At 71.6% G+C, this 23,025-nt stretch carries 17 protein-coding genes; 9 read left to right on the forward strand and 8 right to left on the reverse strand.

Going from position 1 to position 23,025, the window contains the following annotated elements; translation table 11 throughout:
* Positions 1-275: 275 nt before the first annotated feature.
* The gene (gene glgP / locus NMN56_RS23465) at positions 276-2,870 is read left to right on the forward strand and encodes an alpha-glucan family phosphorylase (protein ID WP_274045764.1); all 2,595 of its coding nucleotides are present in this window, start codon (positions 276-278) and stop codon (positions 2,868-2,870) included.
* Positions 2,871-2,903: 33 nt separating this feature from the next.
* On the opposite strand, the gene NMN56_RS23470 is transcribed toward glgP, so the two are convergent.
* The 3 genes from NMN56_RS23470 to NMN56_RS23480 form a co-directional block, all read right to left on the reverse strand.
* Complete coding sequence (locus NMN56_RS23470; protein WP_274045763.1) at positions 2,904-3,236, reverse strand: SH3 domain-containing protein; 333 nt, start codon at positions 3,234-3,236, stop codon at positions 2,904-2,906.
* 317 nt (positions 3,237-3,553) lie between these two features.
* Positions 3,554-5,155, reverse strand: a complete 1,602-nt coding sequence (locus NMN56_RS23475; RefSeq protein WP_274045762.1) for a M4 family metallopeptidase — start codon at positions 5,153-5,155, stop codon at positions 3,554-3,556.
* A gap of 366 nt (positions 5,156-5,521) precedes the next feature.
* Positions 5,522-6,118 (reverse strand): TetR/AcrR family transcriptional regulator, encoded by a 597-nt coding sequence (locus NMN56_RS23480; RefSeq protein WP_274045761.1) that lies wholly within the window; start codon positions 6,116-6,118, stop codon positions 5,522-5,524.
* A gap of 161 nt (positions 6,119-6,279) precedes the next feature.
* Here NMN56_RS23480 and NMN56_RS23485 point away from each other — a divergent pair, with 161 nt between their 5' ends.
* Positions 6,280-7,332 carry an FAD-dependent oxidoreductase gene (locus NMN56_RS23485; RefSeq protein ID WP_274045760.1) on the forward strand — a complete coding sequence of 351 codons (1,053 nt, stop codon included), beginning with the start codon at positions 6,280-6,282 and terminating at the stop codon, positions 7,330-7,332.
* A 233-nt stretch (positions 7,333-7,565) separates the two neighbouring features.
* Here the strand turns inward: NMN56_RS23485 and NMN56_RS23490 are convergent, their stop codons facing one another.
* Positions 7,566-8,219: a DUF4328 domain-containing protein gene (locus NMN56_RS23490; protein WP_274045759.1), complete on the reverse strand. Its 654-nt coding sequence runs from the start codon at positions 8,217-8,219 to the stop codon at positions 7,566-7,568.
* Positions 8,220-8,769: 550 nt separating this feature from the next.
* Here NMN56_RS23490 and NMN56_RS23495 point away from each other — a divergent pair.
* The 7 genes from NMN56_RS23495 (at position 8,770) to NMN56_RS23525 (ending at position 14,995) form a co-directional block, all read left to right on the forward strand.
* Positions 8,770-8,904, forward strand: a complete 135-nt coding sequence (locus NMN56_RS23495; RefSeq protein ID WP_274045758.1) for a lasso RiPP family leader peptide-containing protein — start codon at positions 8,770-8,772, stop codon at positions 8,902-8,904.
* A 151-nt stretch (positions 8,905-9,055) separates the two neighbouring features.
* Positions 9,056-9,208, forward strand: a complete 153-nt coding sequence (locus tag NMN56_RS23500) for a lasso RiPP family leader peptide-containing protein (RefSeq protein WP_274045757.1) — start codon at positions 9,056-9,058, stop codon at positions 9,206-9,208.
* 251 nt (positions 9,209-9,459) lie between these two features.
* On the forward strand, positions 9,460-11,106 hold the full coding sequence (locus NMN56_RS23505; RefSeq protein WP_274045756.1) for an asparagine synthase-related protein: 1,647 nt from the start codon (positions 9,460-9,462) through the stop codon (positions 11,104-11,106).
* Positions 11,103-11,363 (forward strand): lasso peptide biosynthesis PqqD family chaperone, encoded by a 261-nt coding sequence (locus NMN56_RS23510; RefSeq protein ID WP_274045755.1) that lies wholly within the window; start codon positions 11,103-11,105, stop codon positions 11,361-11,363. The genes NMN56_RS23505 and NMN56_RS23510 overlap by 4 nt, the downstream gene beginning before the upstream one ends.
* Positions 11,364-11,365: 2 nt before the next feature.
* Positions 11,366-11,776, forward strand: a complete 411-nt coding sequence (locus tag NMN56_RS23515) for a lasso peptide biosynthesis B2 protein (RefSeq protein ID WP_430542685.1) — start codon at positions 11,366-11,368, stop codon at positions 11,774-11,776.
* A 292-nt stretch (positions 11,777-12,068) separates the two neighbouring features.
* Positions 12,069-13,154 carry an LLM class flavin-dependent oxidoreductase gene (locus NMN56_RS23520; RefSeq protein WP_274045753.1) on the forward strand — a complete coding sequence of 362 codons (1,086 nt, stop codon included), beginning with the start codon at positions 12,069-12,071 and terminating at the stop codon, positions 13,152-13,154.
* The gene (locus tag NMN56_RS23525) at positions 13,151-14,995 is read left to right on the forward strand and encodes an ABC transporter ATP-binding protein (RefSeq protein WP_274045752.1); all 1,845 of its coding nucleotides are present in this window, start codon (positions 13,151-13,153) and stop codon (positions 14,993-14,995) included. Before NMN56_RS23520 ends, NMN56_RS23525 begins: the two co-directional genes overlap by 4 nt.
* A gap of 48 nt (positions 14,996-15,043) precedes the next feature.
* On the opposite strand, the gene NMN56_RS23530 is transcribed toward NMN56_RS23525, so the two are convergent.
* The 4 genes from NMN56_RS23530 to glgX all read right to left on the reverse strand — a co-directional run bounded on the left by NMN56_RS23530 (position 15,044) and on the right by glgX (position 22,915).
* Positions 15,044-16,951 carry an ABC transporter ATP-binding protein gene (locus NMN56_RS23530; RefSeq protein ID WP_274045751.1) on the reverse strand — a complete coding sequence of 636 codons (1,908 nt, stop codon included), beginning with the start codon at positions 16,949-16,951 and terminating at the stop codon, positions 15,044-15,046.
* Positions 16,948-19,053 carry an ABC transporter ATP-binding protein gene (locus tag NMN56_RS23535; protein WP_274045750.1) on the reverse strand — a complete coding sequence of 702 codons (2,106 nt, stop codon included), beginning with the start codon at positions 19,051-19,053 and terminating at the stop codon, positions 16,948-16,950. The genes NMN56_RS23530 and NMN56_RS23535 overlap by 4 nt, the downstream gene beginning before the upstream one ends.
* A gap of 16 nt (positions 19,054-19,069) precedes the next feature.
* Complete coding sequence (locus NMN56_RS23540; protein WP_274045749.1) at positions 19,070-20,431, reverse strand: MFS transporter; 1,362 nt, start codon at positions 20,429-20,431, stop codon at positions 19,070-19,072.
* A 132-nt stretch (positions 20,432-20,563) separates the two neighbouring features.
* Positions 20,564-22,915, reverse strand: a complete 2,352-nt coding sequence (glgX, locus tag NMN56_RS23545; protein ID WP_430542686.1) for a glycogen debranching protein GlgX — start codon at positions 22,913-22,915, stop codon at positions 20,564-20,566.
* Positions 22,916-23,025: the final 110 nt, after the last annotated feature.

Below are 23,025 nucleotides of genomic sequence, written 5' to 3' on the forward strand. Positions count from 1 at the left end.
CCGCACTTTCTATCCGCTCCACCGACTTCTTCCGGGGTGCGGGCATGACGGCTCCTGTCCGCGTTCACTCGGGTGGGGGCCTTGCCTGTGCCGGATCCGGGCGTCGAAGGGGAGGCTTCCCGTCGCGCGGGGGAGTGGAACCCGCCTCGACATGAACTACGCGTACGCCGTGCGAGATAGGCGCTGCCACTCCGACAGTACGGAAACGCGGCGGTCCCGCAAGTGGGTGTGGACGACGGGCGAGTTGGACTGCTTCCGCCGTTACGCTCCCTTATGTGAAGGCCATTCGACGTTTCTCCGTACGCCCAGCCCTTCCCGAACCCCTCCGCCCGCTCAGCGAACTGGCCAGGAACCTGCGGTGGTCCTGGCACCCGGAGACCCGCGACCTGTTCCACACCGTCGACCCCGGCGCATGGCGTGCAGCGGGCGGCAACCCCGTACGGCTGCTCGGCGGTGTGCACCGCGACCGGCTGGAGGAGCTGGCCGGTGACAGGGGGTTCCTGCGCCGGCTCGCGGTCGCCTCCGGCGATCTCCAGGACTATCTGAGCGAGCCGCGCTGGTATCAGCACGCCGGGTCAGGACTCCCCGCCGCCATCGCCTACTTCTCGCCCGAGTTCGGCATCACAGGAGCCCTGCCCCAGTACTCCGGCGGCCTCGGCATCCTGGCGGGCGACCACCTCAAGACGGCCAGCGACCTGGGCGTTCCGCTCATCGGCGTCGGCCTGCTCTACCGGCACGGCTACTTCCGCCAGTCGCTCACGGCCGACGGCTGGCAACAGGAGTCGTATCCGGTCTTCGACCCCAACGAACTCCCTCTCCAGGTGCTCAGGGAGCCGGAGGGCGGCACGCCCGTACGCGTCGAACTGCGGCTGCCCGGCGGGCGTTCGCTCCTCGCGTACGTCTGGCAGGCGCTCGTCGGCCGCGTGCCGCTGCTGCTGCTCGACTCCGACGTGGAGGAGAACGCGCCCGGCGAACGCGACATCACCGACAGGCTCTACGGCGGCGGCAGCGAACACCGCCTCCTGCAGGAGATGCTCCTCGGCATCGGCGGCGTACGCGCCGTACGCGCCTACTGCCGTACGACGGGACACCCCGAACCCGAGGTCTTCCACACCAACGAGGGCCACGCCGGCTTCCTCGGCCTGGAGCGCATCCGCGAGCTGCGCGGTACGGGGCTCGGCTTCGGCGCCGCGCTGGAGACCGTGCGCGCCGGGGCCGTCTTCACCACCCACACCCCGGTGCCCGCGGGAATCGACCGCTTCGACGGCGAACTGGTCGCCAGGCACTTCGGCGACGACGGCGAACTCCCCGGTGTCGCGGCCGACGACGTGCTGCGCCTGGGCATGGAAGAGGGCGGTGACGGCGCCGCGCAGGGTGGGACGCGCCGCTTCAACATGGCCGTGATGGGCCTGCGCCTCGCCCAGCGGGCCAACGGCGTGAGCACCCTGCACGGCGATGTGAGCCGCCGCATGTTCGCCGCGCTGTGGCCAGGGTTCGACCCCGACGAGGTGCCCATCGGCTCCCTCACCAACGGCGTGCACGCGCCCACCTGGACCGCGCGCTCCGTACCGGCCGAACCGGGCGCGGTGAAGGACGGGGCCCTGTGGGAGCTGCGCCGTACCCTGCGCGAGGAGCTGGTGCACGAGGTGCGCGCACGGCTGTACGCCTCCTGGCGGCAGCGCGGCGCCTCGCACGCCGAACTGGGCTGGACCGACTCGGTCTTCGACCCCGATGTGCTGACGATCGGCTTCGCGCGCAGGGTGCCCTCGTACAAGCGGCTCACCCTGATGCTGCGCGAGCGCGAACGCCTGCGTGAGCTGCTGCTGCACCCGCAGCGGCCCGTACAGATCGTCGTCGCGGGCAAGGCGCACCCGGCCGACGACGGCGGCAAGCGGCTCATCCAGGAGCTGGTGCGCTTCGCCGACGATCCGCGTGTACGGCACCGGATCGTCTTCCTGCCCGACTACGGCATGGAGATGGCCGAGAAGCTCTATCCCGGGTGCGACGTATGGCTGAACAACCCGCTGCGCCCGCTGGAGGCGTGCGGCACCAGCGGTATGAAGGCCGCGCTCAACGGGTGCCTCAACCTGTCGGTGCTGGACGGGTGGTGGGAGGAATGGTTCGAGCCGGACTTCGGCTGGGCGGTGCCCAGCGCCGACGGCGCCGCGGCCGACGACGAGAACCGGCGCGACGACATCGAGGCGAGCGCGCTGTACGAACTGATCGGCGACCATGTCGCGCCCTGCTTCTACGACCGCTCGCAGAACGGCGGGGTTCCGGGACGCTGGATCGAGATGGTCCGCCAGACCCTGACCCGGCTCGGCCCCAAGGTGCTGGCCGACCGGATGCTGCGCGCCTACGTGGACACGCTGTACGCGCCGGCGGCGCGCGCCCAGCGGGAGCTGCTGCCCGAGGTGGCGCACGGGCTCGCGGAGTGGAAGGCACGGGTGCGGGCCGCGTGGCCCGGCGTCGTCATCGACCATGTGGAGACCGCGGGTGACTCCGGCGGCGGCCAGGCGCCGGAAGTGGGCGCTTCCCTGGCGCTGCGGGTGAGGGTGGCGCTGGGCGGGCTCGGACCGGACGACGTGGAGGTCCAGGCCGTGTCGGGCCGGGTCGACGAGACGGACAGGATCACCGGCGCCGATGTGGTGCGCACGGCCCTGAAGCCGACCTCGGGGCCCGACATGGAGGGCAGGTGGCTCTACGAGGGGCCGCTCGTCCTCGACCGCACGGGCGCCTTCGGCTACACCGTCCGCGTTCTTCCCGCGCACCGACTGCTCACCGGGGGAGCGGAGATGGGGCTGCTCGCTGTCCCGTCGGAGAGCTCGGCCGCGGTCTCCGACGGGACGGGTGGGGTCCTTATGCGCTAGCGGGCGTCCCCCTGGCCCTGAGCGGCAGCAGGATCAGCAGCGGACGTACGCCTTGTGGATCCAGATGCCCGTGCGTCCGCCCCACAGGTCACCGTGCACCCAATTGCCCTGCACGCCCTTGAGGTTCAGCTTCTGGCCGCGGTTGACCTTTCCGAGGACCGGATATTGGGGTCCGGGCCCGCCGCGGTAGTTCACCCCGTTGTCGATCACGGTGCAGACCCTGTCGACCCGCACCGCCTGCTGAGCCGCCTGGTTCGGCGCCGCGTTGGCCACGCCGGGTGCCAGTGTCAGCGTCAGCCCCAGAACCGCCGCCGCGCCGACTGCCGCGGCGCCGGTCTTCCGGAGCCCTTTCTTCAACTGAGCCACTAGGAATTTCCTCTCAGGTGGTTCCGCTCCCGGATCCGGGAGTCGGAGGAAGAAATGGTGGTGAGTTGAAACGAGCGCGGACCGAAATCCGCAGATCAACCTCGTGTTGACCCGCGACAAGAATAAGTCTGTATTTCTGCCGAAGAGTATCCCTCTTTCGTGTGATCGCAGTAATTGGGGTGAACTGCACGGAGCGTGCTGATAGTTGGCGCTTTCGCTGGACACGGAAACGCGAACGGGCCCCGCCTCCCGGAAGGAGACGGGGCCCTTCGGCATTCGGATGACCCACGTGCGGGTCGGTTCCTGTGTGCCGGCGTTCAGCTGCCCGTGACGTTCACCCCGGTCCAGGCGGCGCCCACGGCCTTCACCTCGGCGCTGCCCGCGCCGTAGAGGGAGGTGGCAGCCGCGAGCGTGGCGCGGCGCGCGTCCATGTAGTCCGTGGTGGAGGTCATCTCCTCGGTGAGCGCCTTGAACCAGATCTTCTCGGCCTTCTCGATGCCGATGCCTTCCAGCTTCGAGTCGTCGTGGGTCGGCGAGTTGTACTTCACGCCGTTGACCTCGCGCTCACCGCTGCCGACGGAGAGCAGGAAGAAGAAGTGGTTGGCGATGCCGGAGGAGTAGTGGACGTCCACGTCGCCGGCTTCGCTGTCCCAGTAGTCGAGCGACTGGCCGTCCTTGCTGGGCTGGTCCATGTAGCGCAGCGGGGTGCCGTCGCCGTTGATGTCGATCTCTTCGCCGACGAGGTAGTCCGGCACGTCCTCCGGGCTGTTGGCCTTGAACTCCACACCGGCCGCGAAGATGTCCGAGGTCGCCTCGTTGAGGCCGCCGGACTCGCCCGCGTACACCAGGTTGGCCGTGGTCGAGGTGACGCCGTGCGACATCTCGTGCGCCGCGACGTCCAGCGAGGTGAGCGGCTTCTTGTTGCCCTCGCCGTCCCCGTAGGTCATGCAGAAGCAGCTGTCGTCCCAGAAGGCGTTGACGTAGTTGTCGCCGTAGTGGACCCGGCTCACCGCGCCCTTGCCGTCACCGGCGATGCCCTCGCGGCCGTGCACGCCCTTGAAGTAGTCCCACGTCTGACCGGCGCCGTAGTGCGCGTCGACGCCCGCCGTCGCCGGGTCGTTGGGCGTACCGTCGCCCCACTTGTCGTCCTCGTCGGTGAACGGCTCGCCGTCGCCGCTCTGGCCGTTCTTGAGGTTGGTGGTCTTGTTGCCGCCCCGGCCCTCGTCGGTCATCGTGAAGCTGCCGGCCGAGCCCGAGGTGCCGATCTCCACCTCGCCGCTGTACTGGCTGGAGCCGGTGCCCTCCTTGACGCCCTGGAACTCGAAGAGCTTCTTGCCGGTCTTCGCGTCCGTGATGACGTGCAGCTGGTTGGGAGCCCCGCTCTTCTGGACGCCGCCGACGACCGTCTCCCAGGCGAGGGTGGGCTTGCCCTTCGCCGCCCACACGATCTTGCGGGGGGCCTTGCTGCCCTTCGCCTCGGCGGTGGCGGGCTTGTGCGCCGCTGCCGCCTCGGTGTCGACGGCGATGCCGGCCCTGGTGGCCTTGGTGACCCCGGTGCGCTTGCCGGATGCCGACTTGTGGACGACGAGGTCGCCGCCCATGACGGGCAGGCCCGCGTAGGTCCGCTCGTAACGGGTGTGTGTGGCCCCGCTCTTGTTCTGGATCACGTCCTTGACGTGCAGCTCTTCCTTCGCTCCAAGGCCCAGCGCACGGGCGTCCGCTGTCCGCGCGGTCTCGGAGTTCGCGGCCTTGACCAGCTTGGTGTGCTGGGCCGCCGTCAGCTTCGCGGGCAGCGCACCGTTCGCGGAGGCTTCTCCGCCGGGTGCCGCGCCTGCCGTGCCCGCTGTGATGCCCGCCGCTACGAGCGCCGCTGTGGCGGCGAGGGCGGATATCCGCTGCTTCTTCGTGAGGGGTCTCACTTCGTGTGGCTCCTTCTGCCGTGGGGTCCGGACGGCATGGTGGGAGGCCGTCCGGGCAGAACTGAAGTGCGGGTGCGCCGCGCGACTGTGCGAGTTGTCCGCGTGGTGCCTGGGCAGACTGCCACCACGGACGTGGACATGTCACTCGATTGACACCACTGGTTCACAGGTTGGCCGGATTCTGTTCGTTGATACGAAAGCTGGGCACGCATATCGGACAGTCGGCGGCCGGCTTCCGGTGTCTGTCCCTGTCGTCGCCCGGGCCTCAACTGCCCGTCACTCGGCCTCACCTGCGGTCGACGGGCTCGGCTTCCGCCGCCCGGCCCCGACCGCCCCTTCTCCGGCCTCGCCCGGCGGGTCCCGGCCTCAACTCCCGGTTGGGCGCTCCGGGTAGACCACGTCGAGCAGCGTGTGTACGAACCGTGCCGGATCGTCGAGCCCCGAGGCCGCCAGGGTCCTGGGGCCGCGCGCCAGGAGGTGCGGGATGGCGGCGTGCAGGACGAGGGTGACGACAGCCGAGCGCTCGGGTGTGACGGGCAACCCGGAGGCGCCCTGCGCCAGTTCGAAGATGCCGAAGTCCGAGACCGCGATCGGGTCCAGTGCCTCGGAGAGCCACGGTCTGCGTGCCGCCTCGGCCTGAAGCTCCAGGTAGGCGAGCAGCCGGGACCTGCCGGGTCCCGCGACGTTCTCCAGCAGTGAGACGAGCAGTGCCTCCAGGCCGGCGCGCTCGCCAGGAGGCGGCCCGGAGGCGGCCAACTGCTCGCTGGTCGCGCGGTAGTGCTCCACGCACCGCTCGGCCACCGCGCGCAGCAGCGCGTCGCGGGTGGGGAAGTAGTTCTTGGCCGTGCCGGCGGGCACCTCGGCCGCCGCGTCGACGGCCCGGTGCGTCAGGCCGCGGCCTCCCGCCTCGGCCAGCACCTCGACGGCCGCGTCCCGCAGCCGGTCCCTCCGGTCCGGATTCACCGGCGTCGCCCCCTCTCTCGTCTCTCTCGTCCGCGGCTCATGTCGGGTGTGTTCCGGGCCGCTGTGGCCGCTGTGGGTTGGCAACGCTACCTCACCCGTGGTACCACAGATGTGGTGGCCCGCCACGGGGGCGGGTCACCACACGGAGCGGGGGAGGCGTCATGGGTGGAAGTGCTGTGGTCGTGGGGGCAGGCGTCGGCGGGCTGGCGACGGCGATCGGACTGCGCCGCGCCGGCTGGCGGGTGTGCGTACTGGACCGGCGTAGCGAACTGGAGCGGTACGGCACGGCGTTCGGCATCCACCCCACCGCTCAGGCCGCGCTCGACCGCCTCGGTGTGGGCGAGGACTTCAGGGCCCGGGCCGTGCCCTACAGGGATGCCCGTATCCGCACGCCCGAAGGCAAGGTGACGGCGCGCATCCCGCTGGAGCGTATCGAGCGCAAGGCGGGGCGGCCCGAACTGCTCGTGTCACGGCCCTACTTGCTCGACGCGCTGCTCGCCGGGCTCGAACGGTTCGGTGACGTGCCGGTCAAGTTCGGCGAGAACGTCACGGGCTCCCCGGACATCGCCGCGCTCTCCGCCGGGCACGACCTCGTCGTCGGAGCCGACGGCATCGGCAGCGCCGTACGCACGGCCCGGTTCGGTACGCGCAGCGCGCCACGGCGCATCGGCAGCGTCGCCTGGATCGGCATCGCGGACTTCGAGACGGGCGTGTACGGCGAGACCTGGGGCAAGGGCCGCTTCTTCGGTATGACGCCCGTCGAGCCGGGCCGCACCAACTGGTACGCCACGGCGCCCGAGGCCACCACGGCCGACGAGTTGCGCGCGCTCTTCGAGGACTGGCACGACCCGGTCCCGCGTGTGCTCGCAGAGACCGACCCGGCCGGCTGGATCCGCTACGAGATGCGGCACCTGTACCCCGCGCTCCCCCGCTTCACCGACGGCGGTGACACCGCGCTCGTCGGTGACGCGGCGCACGCCATGACGCCCAACCTGGGGCAGGGTGCCTGTACCGCCGTGCTCGACGCCGAGGCGCTCGCCCGCGCCGTCGCCGGGCACGGGGGCCCTGCCGGGCTGCCCGCCGCGCTCCGCGCCTACGACGCCGAACGCCGCAGGCCCGCACAGCGCGTCGCCCTCGCCTCGCGCACCCTGCACCGGGTGATGGGCACCCGGCACACGCGGGCGCGCGACGCGCTGCTGCGGATGCTGCCCTGAGCCGAGGGCCCCGGCCCGGTCCGTGCGGGTTCAGGCCGGGCCGGGCCCATCAGGGCCGGCCCGTAGGCGAAGACGGTCACCTGCGTACGGCCCCCGGACGTCCCGCTTGACCAGGGGGTCGGCCCACATCTCTCGTGACCCCGTCCCCGTCCCCGTCGTGTCCCGGCCGCCGTGGCGACGGGCCGGTTCGTGTCCGTTCCGGGAGGTGGAGTGGGCGCGGTGTACGCGGGTGCCTAGCCGTCGAGGTGTCGCTGCTGGGCCGCGGAGAGGGCCCGCACGACGAGGATGCCGGCCACCGCGGCGCCGATGACGGTCGCGTCGGCGGCTAGCAGCAGCGGTACGTCGTTGTAGGCGCGGGCGATGATCTCGTCCTTCGAGGAGTCCGCGTACACCAGCCCTGCCCCGCTCAGCATCCCCGCGAGCCACAGGCCCCACCACCAGTTCACGGCGCGCGGCAGCCGCTCGTCCGGGGCGCTCGCGCGGTGGATGTCGGCGACGATTCCGCGGGGCACCCACAGGTTCGCGATGGGCACGATCCAGCCCGCGTAGACCCACAGCCCGGCGTAGCGCAGCGGCTGCGACGAGAGCACCCGGGCGTTGTCCCTGACCCGCAACAGCCAGGACAGGAACGCGATCACGCAGACCACCGTGAGCACGTCTCCCGCGGCGGCGACCAGGTGGTAGGCGTTCTCCAGTCCGGTCAGCGGGCGGTGTTGGCCGTCACCCTGGTCCGGCGGCCCCGAGCCGGGCATCCCGGATATGGCGAGCTGAAGCTGCCACAGCGCCCGCGCCACCCAGGCGGCGCCGACGAGGGCGAGTGCGGCAACGGCCCAGCGGGCCGTCGTGCGGACCGGGCCCAGGGAGGGCGAGGCTATGTCGTCGTTCACCCGGTCACCTTCCCACGGAGGCACGCGCACGCCCGACCCGGCCTGCGGCGGTACGCCGTCGCCGCAGCACCGCCGATATGCAGCCGCCGCACCGCTGATACGCAGCCGCCGCACCGTTGGTACGCCGCGGCGCCGGTACACGTGTGGGGCGCGTCCGAGGGCGGCGGTTTCGGAGGGTCCTGTGCCACGCGTCGGTTCAACTCCGCGATACCCGCGCCTTTCCGGCGCTGCGGCAGGCGGTTCCGGGGCGAGTGCGTTCCTGGAATCCGGTCCTCCTCATTCGGGCCCCACCGAAAGGCATGGACGGCGAAATACCGGCCGAAGAGTCTGTACCTACGCCGCCCAGGCCGGCCCGTCGCGAAGGGAGAGAAGTTTCCCCGCGTCACGCAAGACCTTCCTTGGGATGCCGGTTCTTCCGGGTGGCGCGCAGGATGGCTGGTGATCTCTCGCTGCCTGACGTGACAGGCAGGCAGCGCGGCTTGTTCTCCGGCCATTCTGGAAGTCATTTCCTGGAGTTCGAAGAAGGGGATGGATCGGTATGCGAGATGACATGGCAGTTGCCGAATTCGAGTACGAGGCACCCGAATTCGTTGTGGTGGGTGACTTCTCAGAGATAACCCTGGGCCGCCCCAACTGGGGGTTCGACTCGGTCTGGACCTGCGCACGCGTCGGTTGCCACGACTGAGGCACAGCTGTGCCTCATGTGCGGCCCTCGGGCCAGGACTTGGGCAGGAGGGCCGCACAGCACCGGTGGTGCGGGGCCGAGGAGCTGAGGAGCGGCTCCCCGGCACATCATTCCGCCGATCCGTGCCGGACAGCATGAGGAGGTGAACCGGATGCGTGAGGAAACGCGCGTTGCCGGCTTCGAGTACGAGATGCCTGAGCTTGTTGCCGTGGGGGAGTTCTCCGAGGTGACCATGGGGTATCCCGGTTTCTCTTACGACTACGCGTGGGTGCATAAAGGGCCACCCAGCGGTATTTCCGCGTAGTCGGCGCGGCGCCTGGGACTCGGGAAAGTGGGGCCCAGGCGCCGCATTCACAACCTGCGACGAGGGGGTGGGGTGACATGGCATTCATCGTTCTTCCGGACAGTGCCGGGGGCGCCGCTGTTTCCGCCCGGTGGGCGGCTTCAGCGGGGAGTCAGACGATAGAGCACGCCTCCGGCCGGCCGTGGATCGTGGGCAGCTGGGCGCCGGAAGAGATTGTCCGGACAACCGCGGGGACCCGCAGGCTCGTGCTTATGGGCTGTACGCGTGTCGATCACGCACAGCTTCGTCGCGCGGTGGAGCGGGTGCATTCCCTGCGGGATTTCGACGCGATCATCCGCGCACTGCCGGGTGCCGTCCACGCCATCGCGTCCGTGGACGGCAGGGTACGGGCGCAGGGGAGCGTCAGCCTGACCCGGCAGATCCACTACGCGCGGGTTGAGGGTGTCACCGTGGCTTCCGACGGTGTCGATGTGCTCGCCGACCTCATCGGAAGCGGCATCTGCGCCGAGCACCTGGCCCAGCAGCTGCTCGCCCCGATCGTCCCGTGGCCGCTGAGCACACGCCCCTTGTGGCGGGGCGTCGAAAGCCTGCCCGGGGACGCGTACTTGCAACTGGACCCGGACTCCGCTCCCCGTACCACCCGGTGGTGGACACCTCCGGAACCGTCGCTGCCGCTCGCAGCCGGAGCGGAGGCGCTGCGCTCGGCGCTGGTCGAAGCCGTGGCGGCGCGTACGCACAGCGGTGGGACTCTTAGCGCCGACCTGTCGGGCGGCATGGACTCCACGAGCCTGTGCTTCCTCATCGGGGACAGCGGGCCCGCCCACCTCGTCACCAACCGGGTGGGAGGTATGGACCCCGCCCATGACGACGCGCCATGGGCCCTGGAAGCTGCTGCCCTGCTGCCACGGGCTGAACACCTGGTGTCGGCACCGGACGCCCTGCCCCACTGGTACGCCGGCCTCGCCGATCGGGTGGAGGACCAGGAAGGCCCGGACCCGATCGTCCGGGCCTCGTCGCGCCAACTCGCCCAGATCGATCTCGTCGCCGGGCGGGGCTCGACACGTCACCTCACCGGCCATGGTGGCGACGAACTGTTCAGCGCGCTGCCCGCCTATCTGCACTCCATGGTCCGCAGCAATCCGGTGGCCGCCGTGCCCCACATCAGAGCCACCGCGGCGATGGCCCGCTGGAAGCGGGTGCCGACGCTGCGCGCACTCTGGTCGAACGCGTCCTTCGGTGAGTCGCTCGTCGGGCTGGCCGACTCGCTCACCGCCCGTATCTCCTCTGCGGGCCCGGACTTCGGATGGGGCGTGGGCGTGCGCATGCCCGCATGGGCGAGTGCTGACGCCCTCGACCTCGTCCGCCAGGCGCTGCGCTCGTGCGCCACCGTCCAGCCGCTGGCCCCGCAGCGCGGCCAGCACGCCGTGCTGGAACAGGTCCGCGCGTGCGGCAGCATGATGCGCCGGGTGGACCGCCTGACGGCGCGGCGCGGAGTCACATGGCACGCCCCCTATGTCGACGACCGTGTCGTGGAGGCCGCGATGTCGATCCGCCTCGCCGACCGCGCCGTGACCTCCTCGTACAAGCCACCGCTCGCAGCGGCCATGCGCGGCACCGTCCCCGCGCGGATACTGGGGCGTTCCACCAAGGCGGAGTTCAGCGCCGAGGCGTACGCGGGCCTGCGGCGGCACAAGCACGAACTCGCGGCCCTGTGCGACGACCTGGAACTGGCCAGGCTGGGCCTGGTGGACGCCGGCGGACTGCGGAAAGCGGTGCTCGGCCTGCATCCCGGAGCGCTCACCATGATCCCCCTGGACGGCACGCTGGCGTGCGAGTCCTGGCTGCGCTCCGTACCCGCCGCCACGTCACTTTCCGTGTTGTCCGGAGGAGCGCGATGAACATCACCCTGGCCGACCACGTGTCCGTCGTGCCGGGCGAGGACGGAAGTTCGGTCGTCCTCGACCAGCGCAACGGCCGGTACTGGCAGCTCAACGCCACCGGCGCCATGATCCTGCGGCTCCTGCTGCGGGAACGGAACACGCGGGACACCGTCCGCGCCCTGGTCGAGCGGCATCCGACGGCCGCCGAGCGCATACCGGGCGACGTGGAAACCCTGCTGGCCACACTGCGCGAGCGAGGGCTGGTGACGGTATGAGCATGCCCATCGTGCCGGAGACGGCAGCCAGGCCACCGCTGGGGCGACGCCTGGCGGCCAGGTTCGCCGTGGGACTCGCGGCCGTATGCGTCCGGCTTTCCCCACTGCGGCTGGCACAGGTGCTCCGAGTGCTCAGCCGGGGTGCCCGGCCGGCGGACCGGCGGCGGGCGCTCGAAGCGCGCCAGGCGGTGGTCCATGTGAGCGTGCGCTGTGCCGGACAGGGGTGTCTGCAGCGCTCCGTGGCGACCGTACTGCTGTGCAGGCTCACCGGGACCTGGCCCGACTGGTGCACCGGCGCGCGCACCCAGCCCTTCCGCGCCCACGCGTGGGTCGAGGCCGGGGGAGTACCGGTGGGCGAGCCGGACGACACCCCGCTGTATCAGGTCACGCTGTCGGTGCGGCACCGCACGTGACGCGCCGGCCACCACCGGTCCACGAGCTGCCGGCCCTGGTCGGCCACGAGGTGTCGAGTACGCCGGGCCACGAACTGCCGGCCGCGTTCGGCCACGAGCTGTCGAATCCGCCGGGCCACAACTGTCGGCCGCTTTCGACGACATGTCGACCCGGCCGACTCGCGCACCGTCGGCCGCGTTCACCGCGTTCACCGCGTTCACCGCGTTCGACGCCGAGCCGTCGATTCCGCCGGTCCACGAACCGCCGGCCCCGGTCGGCCACGAGCTACGGAGCACAAGGAGGACTCACACGATGACCAACGGAGACGAAGTCCGCTTCGGGATTCTGCTGCGGACCCGGCGCGTCCGGGGCGAGTCCGACGCCGAGGTGTTCGCCCGCACCCTGGCCCTGGCACAGCGTGCCGAGGCGTTGGGCATGGACGACCTGTGGGTCACCGAGCACCACTTCCACCCCACCATCGTCAGCCCCTCGGCCCTGGCGCTGGCGTCCTTCCTGCTCGGACGGACACGCCGGGTGCAGGTCGGCACCGCGGTCACCCTGCTCCCGCTGCACTCACCCGTGCATGTGGCGGAGCAGGCGGCGCTCCTGGACCAACTCTCCGGCGGACGCTTCGTACTCGGCGTCGGCCGCGGGGCCCCGTCAGCCGACTACGAGGCCATCGGCCGCGGCATCGACCACTGGCACGACGGGCTCCCCGAGTCCCTGGATCTCCTCCGGGCATCGTGGTGCGGCGAAGTCGAAGCCGCTTCACGCCTTCACCAGTTCCGTGGCGTCACCCCGGCCCCCGTTCCCCGGACGCGGTCAGGGCCTCCGCTCTACGTCGCGGCCGGCTCGCCGGGCACCATCGAGCACGCGGCCCACCGGGGGTTGCCCCTGCTGATGTACTTCGACAAGAGCGCGGGGGCCAAGGCCGACATGGTGGCCATGCACGCCAAGTTCGCCACGGCGGTGGGACGGCCGGGCACCGGGTACGCGCACGCCGGTGCCTTCTACGCGCACGTCACGGACTCGCCCGGGAGAGCCCGTGAGCTGATGCTCCGACAGGCACGGGCGCTGTTGGGCGGCGCCGACCGAACGCGGTTGCTGATCGAAACGCCCGAGCCGGCCGGCCCTCCGCCGGACGAGAACCACGTGCAGGCCGTCGCCGACCGGCTCGTCGCTTCCCAGCCGGTCGGTGACGTGGAGACCTGTGTACGGCACCTGCTGCGCGACCTGCGTGCCACCGGCTGCACCCGGGTCCTGCTCCAGGTGGAACTCGACAGCGACCAGTGCGACGTACACGGCACTCTCCACAGGCTCACGGCCGAGGTCGTCCCGCTCGTGCGGGCCGGCCTGCGAGGCGCTGCCGGCCAGGGAAGCGGGGACAGCGCCGCATGACGCAGACCGTGCCGCGCGCCGAGGCCACGCAGCCGTCCCCGGCCGCCCCGGCCGGCGGCGGCCCCGCGCCGCCTCGCGTGCGGGCGACCTGGCGGGCGTTGCGCGGCTACATCCGGCCGTACCGTGCACCCATCGCACTCGGCGGGCTGCTGAACCTGGCCGCCGCTCTGCTGGTGCTCGCCCAGCCGCTCGTGGCGAAGGCCCTCGTGGACGCCCTGGGCAGGGACGGCCCGGTCACCGGCATCGTGCTGGGCCTCACCGGCCTGGTCTTCCTCGGCATGCTCGTCCGTGCGGCGGGCCAGTACGTGCTGGAGCGGGCCGCCGAATCCATCACCCGTGACGCCAGGCGCCAACTGGCAGCCCGGCTCATGCGGTTGCGCGTGGCGGAGATGGACAGGTCCCGGCCGGGCGACTTGATGTCGCGGGTCATCGCGGACACCACCCTGCTGCGGCAGGTCACCACGCAGGCGCTCGTCTCCGCGGTCATCGGCGGCCTCACCCTGGTGGCGACCGTCGTACTGATGGCCGTCCTCGACGCACCCCTGCTCGGGGTCTGCCTTGCCGCCGTCGTCCTCATCGGCTGCTGCGTGACCCTGATCATGCCGCGCATCGCCCACGCCACGCGGCGCGTACAGGAATCCGTCGGCGCAGCGGCAACCGTGCTGGAGAGGGCGTTCGGCGCGTTCCGCACGATCAAGGCGGCCGGTGCCGAAGCGAGAGAGGCCGCGGCGCTCGACGAGGCCGTCGACGAGGCGTGGCACGGTGGTGTGCGGGTCGCAGGACTGCGGTCGGTGGCCTCGTCCGCGACCGGGTTCGCCGTCCATGTGGCGTTCCTCGCGGTACTGGGGGTGGGCGGAGCGCGTGTGGCGTCGGGCGCTGTCGAACTCTCCACACTGATTGCCTTCCTGCTTCTCACCTTCCAACTGGCCAGCCCCGTCGGCCAGTTGGTGGAGGCCGCCGCCCAGTACCAGGCGGGGTCCGCCGCGGTGTTCCGGATCCAGCAGGCGCAGGGCATGGACGTCGAGCAGCCCTCGCCGGGCCGGCCGGGCACCCGCCGGTGTCCCGCGACGGTCGAGTTCCGCCGGGTGGACTTCCGCTACCGCGCCGAGCTGCCCCAGGTGCACCGCGATCTCTCCTTCCGGGCCGAAGGGCCAGGAACAACCGCCTTTGTCGGGCCCTCGGGAGCCGGCAAGACGACGGTCTTCGCTCTGATCGAGCGGTTCTACGAAGCCGTCGGCGGTACGGTCCTGGTCAACGGCATCGACGTGCTCGACTGGCCACTGGCCGGCCTGCGTGCCTCGATCGGTTACGTGGAGCAGGACGCACCGCTTCTTGCGGGAACCCTGCGCGACAACCTGACCTGCGCCGCTCCCGATGTCACCGACGACGACATCCGCGACACCCTCGCACGCGTTCAACTCGACGCGCTGGTCGACCGCCTGCCCGATGGACTCGATGCCTCGGTGGGACACCGCGGCAACGCCCTGTCCGGCGGCGAACGCCAGCGCGTGGCCATCGCTCGCGCCCTTCTGCGGCGCCCCGCCTTGCTCCTGCTGGACGAGGCGACCTCTCAGCTGGACGCGGTCAACGAACGGGTACTGCGTGACGTGGTCGCCGACATCGCCCGGGACACGACGGTGCTCGTGATCGCACATCGGCTGTCCACAGTGGCCACCGCGGATCAGATCGTGGTGCTGGAGGGCGGACGGGTACGCCGCACCGGCACCCACCGCGAACTCGTCGAAGGAGACGCCCTGTACGCGGAACTGGCCGCCACCCAGCTCCTCGCCGAACCCGGCGCGCGGCGGCCTGACGCGTCGTACGGCGCGCGGCGGGCGTGACGCGCCGTACGACGCGCGGCTGGCGGGTCGCTGTCCACCGCCGCCCCGCTACGCCAGGCTGTCGCGCCAGGCGCGGTGGAGGCCGGCGAAGCGGCCCGTGCCCGCTATGAGGTCACGGGGCCTGCCGTCCTCCACGATGTGGCCGTCCGCCATGACCAGGACACGGTCGGCGATCTCCACGGTGGAGAGCCGGTGGGCGATGACGACGGCGGTACGGCCGTGCAGAACGGTGTCCATGGCGCGCTGGACCGCGCGTTCCCCCGGGATGTCGAGGGAGGAGGTCGCCTCGTCCAGGATCAGCACGGAGGGGTCGGCGAGGAGGGCGCGGGCGAAGGAGACCAGCTGGCGCTGCCCGGCCGAGATGCGCCCGCCGCGTTTGCGTACGTCCGTGTCGTAGCCGTCGGGGAGCGCGGCGATGAAGTCGTGTGCGCCGATGGCCTTGGCGGCGTGCTCGACCTCCTCGCGGGTGGCGTCCGGGCGGCCGATCGCGATGTTCTCGGCGACCGTGCCGGAGAACAGGAACGCCTCCTGGGTCACCATCACCACACCGCGGCGCAGCTCGGCCGTGGCCAGTTCGCGCAGGTCGGTGCCGTCCAGAAGCACGCGGCCCGAGGTGGGGTCGTAGAACCGCGCGAGCAGCTTGGCCAGGGTGGACTTGCCCGCGCCCGTCGCACCGACGACCGCGACGGTCTGTCCGGCAGGCAGGGCCAGATCGAAGCGGGGCAGCACCTCGCCGCCCGTACGGTAGGCGAAGTTCACGCCCTCGAAGACGACCTCGCGGCCGGGCATCCCCGGGCGGCGGGGCGGCAGTTGGACCGGTGTCCCGGGCTCGGGCACGGAGGGGACCTGGGCGAGCAGTCCCGCGATCTTCTCCAGTGAGGCGGCGGCCGACTGGTAGGAGTTGAGGAACATCCCCAGCCTGTCGATCGGGTCGTAGAGCCTGCGCAGATACAGCGCAGCCGCCGCCAGCACACCGAGCGCGAGGCCGTCGGAGGCGACGCGGTAGGCACCCCAGACGACGATCCCGGCGACGGCCACGTTCGCCACCGTGCGGGAGAGGATCACATAGCGCGCCATTTCCAGGATGGAGTCGCCGTTGACCCGCAAGTGGTGCCCGTTCAGCCGGTCGAACGCCTCCTCGTTGGCGCGCTCGCGGCGGAAGGACTGGACGGGCCGTATGCCGTTCATGGTCTCGGCGAACTTCACGATGACCGAAGCGATGGCCGTCGACTTGTTGCGGTAGACGCGGATGGAGCGGCGCTGGAAGTTCCGTACGAGCAGCCCGAGCGGGACGAACGAGAGCAGCGCTGCGCCGCCGAGACCGATGTCCAGCCAGATCAGCGTGATCAGGATGTAGATGACGGACAGCACCACGGCCAGCAGCTCCTGGAGCCCCTCGTCGAGCAGTTCGCGCAGCGACTCGACGTCCGTGGTGGCGCGGGATATGAGGCGGCCCGAGGTGTAGCGGTCGTGGAAGTCCACGCTGAGGGCCTGCGCCTGCCGGTAGATGCGCTCGCGCAGCGCCTTGAGCACTCGCTGGTTGACGCGCGCCGCCGCGTTGGTGAACGCGTGCTGGAGCCACCCGGAGGCCACGGCGCACACCAGATAGCCCACGGCCACGGCGATCAGCGGCCCGTAGTCGTCCTTGCGCAGCGCGGGCAGGGCACGGTCGATGGAGTACGCGACGAGCAGCGGGCCGGCCTGCACGGCGGCCTGCTGGAGCACCAGCAGGGACGCCGCCACCGCGACCCCGCGCCGGTAGGGGCGCAGCAGCGAGCCGAGGAGCCGGCGTGAGGCGCCGGGCGGCGAGGGCAGTACGTCACGGTCGAAGGGGTCACCGCCGGGCCTGTCCTCGCCCGGGTCACCTCTCGTCTCCGGGGCCGTCCCCTGCGCGGGCCGGTTCTCGCCCGGGTCGCCCTGCTCCGGGCTCGCCTTGCCCGGGACCGTCGCGGTCATGCTGTGCTCCCCTCGGCGTGCCGGCCGGAACCTCCGGTGTGCCCGGTGCCTTCATCCGTCCGGCCGGTGCCGTCTGTGCCGTCTGTGGCGCCGGTGCCTTCTGGGGTGTCCGTGCCGCCCGTGCTGTCCGTGCCGTTCATGGCGCCCGTGCTGTCCGTGCCGTCCGTGCCGTTCACGGCGCCCGTGCTGTCCGGGTCGTCGGCGCCCGCCATCAGCTCGGCGTACTCCGCGTTGCTGTGCAGCAGTTCGTGGTGGGTGCCCACGGCGGTGACCTTGCCGCCGGACAGCAGCGCCACCCGGTCGGCGAGCAGCACGGTGGAGGGGCGGTGCGCGACGATCAGGGCCGTGGTGGTGGCCAGTACCTCGCGCAGCGCGGCCTCGACGGCGGCCTCGGTGTGCACGTCCAGCGCGGAGAGCGGGTCGTCCAGCACCAGGAAGCGGGGCCGCCCGACCACGGCGCGGGCCAGCGCGAGGCGTTGGCGCTGTCCGCCGGACAGGCTGAGGCCCTGCTCGCCGACCTCGGTCTCGGCGCCCCGGGGCAGTGCGCCGACGAACCCGTCGGCCTGCGCCACCCGCAACGCGCGCTCCAGCAGGCCGTCCGTAGGCCCGTCCGCAGGCCCATCGGCAGCCCCGTCCGCAGCCGCGCGGTCCTCGGCCTCGCTCTTCGCCGTGCCCATCAGCACGTTCTCGCGCACCGTCGCGGAGAAGAGCGTCGGCTCCTCGAAGGCGACGGCCACCCGCTCCCGCAGTTCAGCGCGCGGCAGGGCGCCCACATCGGTGCCGTCGAGCACGATGTGTCCCTCGGTGACCTCGTGCAGCCGTGGCACCAGCGCGGTCAGCGTCGTCTTGCCGCTGCCCGTCGCGCCGACGAGCGCCATCGTCTCGCCGGAGCGTATGCGCAGGTTCACGCCGTCGAGGGTGGGTGCGGCATCCGGTGGCGCGTCCGGATAGCGGAAGACGACACCCTCGAAGCACAGTCCCGACTCGGCCTCCCCGCGCGGTCGTCCACCACCGCCCGGACCTTTCCCGGGGCGCGGTACGTCCGCACCGCCCGCGTCTTTCCCGAGGCGTGCTACGTCCGCGTCCTGGTCGCCGCGCGGTACGTCCGCCGGTACGGGTTCGTCCATCACGTCGAAGAAGCGGTCCGTCGCCGTCGCCGCCTCGTTGCTCATCGCCAGCAGGAAGCCGATCGACTCGACGGGCCAGCGCAGGGCGAGCGCCGTCGAGAGAAAGGCGACGAGGGTGCCGGCCGACAGGCCGCCGTCGGCGACCTGGAGGGTGCCGAGCACGAGCGCGGCACCGATGGCCACCTCGGGCAGCGTCATGATCAGTGCCCAAATGCCCGCCAGCAGCCGCGCCTTGCGCAGTTCGGTGTGCAACAGCCGCTCGGAGAGGGCGCGGAAGGCGCGTGCCTGGCTGCGGTTGCGCCCGAACCCCTTGATGACGCGCACGCCGAGCACCGCCTCCTCGGTGACCGTCGTCAGATCCCCGAGCTGGTCCTGGGCGCCCCGGGCCGCCAGCGCGTACCGCACCTCGAAGACCGAGCACAGCAGCACCAGCGGCAGCACGGGGGCCAGCAGCACCAGGCCCAGCGTCCACTCCTGGAGCAGCAGGATCACACAACCGACCAGCACCGTAGTGCCGTTGACCAGGAGAAACGTCAGCGGGAAAGCGAGAAACATGCGCAGGAGCTGGAGATCGGTCGTGCCGCGCGAGAGCAGCTGGCCGCTGGGCCAGCGGTCGTGGAAGGAGACCGGGAGCCGCTGGAGCCGTCCGTAGAGCGCGGCGCGCATCGACGCCTCCACACCGGCCAGCGGGCGTGCCACGAGCCAGCGCCGCAGCCCGAACAGCAGCGCCTCGGTGAGCCCCACGGCCAGCAGCAGCGCTCCGCCCAGCCACACGCCGTCCGTGTCCTTGCGTGCGACGGGTCCGTCGACGATCCACTTGAGGATCAGCGGGATGACGAGCCCCAGACACGAGGCGAGGATCGCCACGAACGCGGCCGTGAACAGCCGCACCCGCACGGGTCGGACATACGGCCACAGGCGCATCAGCGAGCGCACGGACGACCGTTCTGCCGTGCGGGTGGTGTCAGGAGTCATCAGCGCGAGACTACGGTCAGGGACTGACATCCCTCACGTGCTTTTTCTGCCCTTTCGGCGCGCTCGCGCCACCGCCGGCTCCGGCTCCTGGGCCCGTACCGGCGCCCGCTCCCGTGCCGCTTCCGGCGCTCGGGCCCCCGTTCACGGCGCGCAGGTTGCGGATCGCCGGCACGGCCAGCAGTGCCCCGCACACCACGACGGCCATGACGCCGCCCGCCAGCAGCACCGTACGGCCCCCGAACAGCAGCGCGGCCGGTCCTGCCAGTGCCTGGCCCACCGGCATCATCGCGAGCGAACCCGCCACTTCGTAGGCGTGGATACGGTTCAGGACCGGGCCGGGCACCTGCGTCTGGACGCTGGTCGACCACATGACGCCCCAGAAGCCCAGTCCCGCGCCCGAGACGGCGGCGCCCGCCATCATCGCGGCCGTGGGCATGGCGGCGCCGACGGCGAGCGGGAAGCAGCAGTAGCCCAGCAACGCGAGGGAGCCCGCGCGCAGCTGCCGTACGGGCCTGAAGCGCAGCGCGCACAGGCCGCCGAGTGCGGTGCCGGCGCCGAGCGCCGAGTTGACCAGCCCGAACGCGCCCGCTCCCCGGGACGGGATGATCTCCGATGCGGTCAGCGGCACCAGCGGCCCCGCCACCGTGATCATGTAGACCATCCAGATGACGATGACGCCCCACATCCAGGTACGTGACCTGAACTCCCGCCAGCCCTCGACCAGATCGGCGCGGTAGCTGCTGACCCGTGCGGCGGCCCGCGCGACGGTGGCGGCGGGGAGCCGCAGCAGCGCCAGACACAGGGCGCTGAGCGCGTACGTGGCGGCGTGCGCGGCGAAGACGCCGCCCGGCGAGAACCCCGCGACCAGCATGCCCGCCAGCGCGGGGCCCAGCAGCATGGCGAGCGACTCGGCCGTACGTATCAGGCCGTTGGCGCCCTGTACGTCGTCGGCCACGCGCGGAATGGTGCTGGCGACGCCGGGTTGGAAGAGCCCCGCCGCGATGCCGTTGACCGCGCCGATCGCACAGATCTGCCACAGCACGATGTGCCCGGTCAGGAACAGCCCCGCCAGTAGTGCCTGGGTGCACAGCCGCACCAGGTCGGCGCCGATCATCAGGGCACGGGTGTTGAGGCGGTCGCAGAAGACGCCGCCGAAGATGACGAAGCCCGCGAGGCAGATCGTCAGGGAGGCGAGCGCCGCCCCGATCGCACCCGGGCCGTGCCCCTCCTGGATGAGCCCGGCCGACAGCGCGAGGGGCAGCATCGCGTCGCCGAGCTTGGCGACGGCCCGGGCGGCGAAGAAGAGGAGGAAGTTGCGCGAACGCAGGGTTCTGGCCGGGGGCTTGGCCACGGGAGATGCGGGCGGAGAGTGGGTCACGGGGGACCAGTGTGGCCCGCGATGCTGGTCCAGGCCATTGGATTGTTGGCCGCGCCCCTGCCTCCGACACCTGCCCCGCCTTGGTCACCTCGCCCCTGCCTCGGGCCGAGCCCCCGTGCCCGCGCCCTCGCCTCAGCCGGGCCCGTAGCCGGCGGTCTCCGCCTCCCCGGGCTCATCCCGTACGCGGAATACCACCACCGAGCGTGCGGTCAGGGGGACTTCGGAGCCGGCGGCGTGGACCGCGCCCTCGGGGGTTTCCTCGTGGGCCGTGTCCACGACGACCTCGTACGCGTCGCCCCAGGCCGCACCGGGCAGGCGGAAGCGGGTGTCCTCGGGGTCGGCGTGCAGGAGGCACAGGAAGCTGTCGTCGCGCACCGGGCGGCCCCGTGGGTCGCGCTGCGGGATGTCCCGGCCGGAGAGGTACATCCCGAGGGTGGCGCAGGGCGCGTACCAGTCGGACTCGGCCATCTCCTCGCCCCGCGCGGTGAACCACGCCAGGTCGCGAAGCCCCCGGGTGCCCTGTGCCCGCCCGGAGAAGAACGCCCTGCGGCGCAGTACGGGGTGCGCACGGCGGAGCGTGATCAGGCGGGAGGCGAGGTCGAAGAGGGAGCGCCAGGCCGGGTCGCGCAGCAGGCTCCAGTCGACCCAGCTGACGGGCCCGTCCTGGCAGTAGGCGTTGTTGTTGCCCTCCTGGGTCCGGCCCATCTCGTCGCCCGCCACGAGCATCGGCACACCGGTGGACAGCAGCAGGGTGGTGAGCACGTTGCGCAACTGGCGTCGGCGCAGGGCGAGTACGTCCTCCTGGCCGGTCTCGCCCTCGGCTCCGCAGTTCCAGGAGCGGTTGTCGTGCGTGCCGTCGCGGTTCCCTTCCCCGTTGGCCTCGTTGCGCTTGTGCTCGTAGCTGACGAGGTCCCGCAGGGTGAAACCGTCGTGTGCGGTGACGAAGTTGACGGAGGCGTAGGGGCGCCTGCCGCCCCATGCGTACAGGTCGCTGGAGCCCGACAGGCGGTATCCCAGGTCGCGCATGTCCGGCAGGGAGCCGCGCCAGAAGTCGCGCACGGTGTCGCGGTAGCGGTCGTTCCACTCGGTCCACAGCGGGGGAAAGGCGCCGACCTGGTAGCCGCCGCTGCCCACGTCCCACGGCTCGGCTATCAGCTTCACCCTGCGCAGCACCGGGTCCTGAGCGATGACGGCGAGGAACGGGGAGAGCATGTCGACGTCGTGCATGGAGCGGGCGAGCGCGGCGGCGAGGTCGAACCGGAAGCCGTCCACGCCCATTTCCTGCACCCAGTAGCGCAGCGAGTCGGTGATCAGGCGCAGCACCTGGGGCCGGACGACGTGGAGGGTGTTGCCGCAGCCCGTGTAGTCGGTGTAGCGGCGCGCGTCCTGGGGCGGCAGGCGGTAGTAGGCCGGGTTGTCGATGCCGCGCAGGGACAGGGTGGGCCCGCGCTCGCCACCTTCCGCCGTGTGGTTGTAGACGACGTCCAGTAGCACCTCGATTCCGGCGGCGTGCAGTGCGTGCACCATCCGCTTGAACTCGCCCACCTGTTGTCCGCGTGTACCGGAGGCGGCGTAGGCCGCGTGCGGAGCGAAGTAGCCGACGGAGTTGTAGCCCCAGTAGTTGCGCAGTCCCCGGCGCAGCAGGTGGTCCTCGTGTGCGAACTGGTGCACGGGCAGCAGCTCGACCGCCGTGACACCCAGCCGCGTCAGGTGCTCGATCGCCGCGGGATGCGCGAGCCCCGCGTAGGTGCCGCGCAGCCGCTCGGGCACGCCGGGGTGGCGCATGGTGAAGCCCCGTACGTGCAGCTCGTAGATGACCGAGTCCGGCCACGGCGTCTTCGGCCTGCGGTCGTCGCCCCAGTCGTCCTGGTCGTCCACGACGACGCCCTTGGGGACGAAAGGCGCCGAGTCCCGCTCGTCCCGCACCGTGTCCGCCACATGCTGCTGAGGCCAGTCCCGCACATGCCCGTACACCTCGGCTGGCAGCGTGAACTCGCCGTCGACGGCGCGTGCGTAGGGGTCGAGCAACAGCTTGGCCGGGTTCCAGCGCGCGCCGCTCCACGGGTCCCAGCGGCCGTGCACGCGGTAGCCGTAACGCTGCCCAGGGGCGACGCCGGGCAGGAAGCCGTGCCAGATCTCGTGCGTCAGCTCGGCCAGCGCATAGCGGGTCTCGGCACCCGCGTCGTCGAACAGGCACACCTCAACCCCCTCGGCGCCGCCCGCCCACAGTGCGAAGTTGGTCCCGGCGACACCGCCGGGACCTGTGTGGAAGCGCGTACCGAGCGGTTGCGGACTGCCGGGCCACACCCGCTCGCCCGACCCGTACGGCGCGAGCGGCCCCCGTGGCTGGTGCCCGGTGGCCGCGCGCAGCGCGGCTGTTACGGGCAGCACGGGCGACGGCAGCGCCGTACGCCGGCCGTTGGACCGCGAAGCCGCCGTGGGTGCCTCCTCGGCCCTGGCTCCCGGTTCTGATGCGTGCGACACGTGACCGCCTCCAGCGGCTCGCGGCTCGGTCGGACCGGCCGCACGGTGTACAGCGCCCTGCCGGGCACCATGCCACGGTCCTCCCCCGGATACTTCCCGGTCGGGGAAGC

Source organism: Streptomyces iconiensis, from assembly GCF_028657195.3.
Lineage (GTDB): Bacteria > Actinomycetota > Actinomycetes > Streptomycetales > Streptomycetaceae > Streptomyces > Streptomyces iconiensis.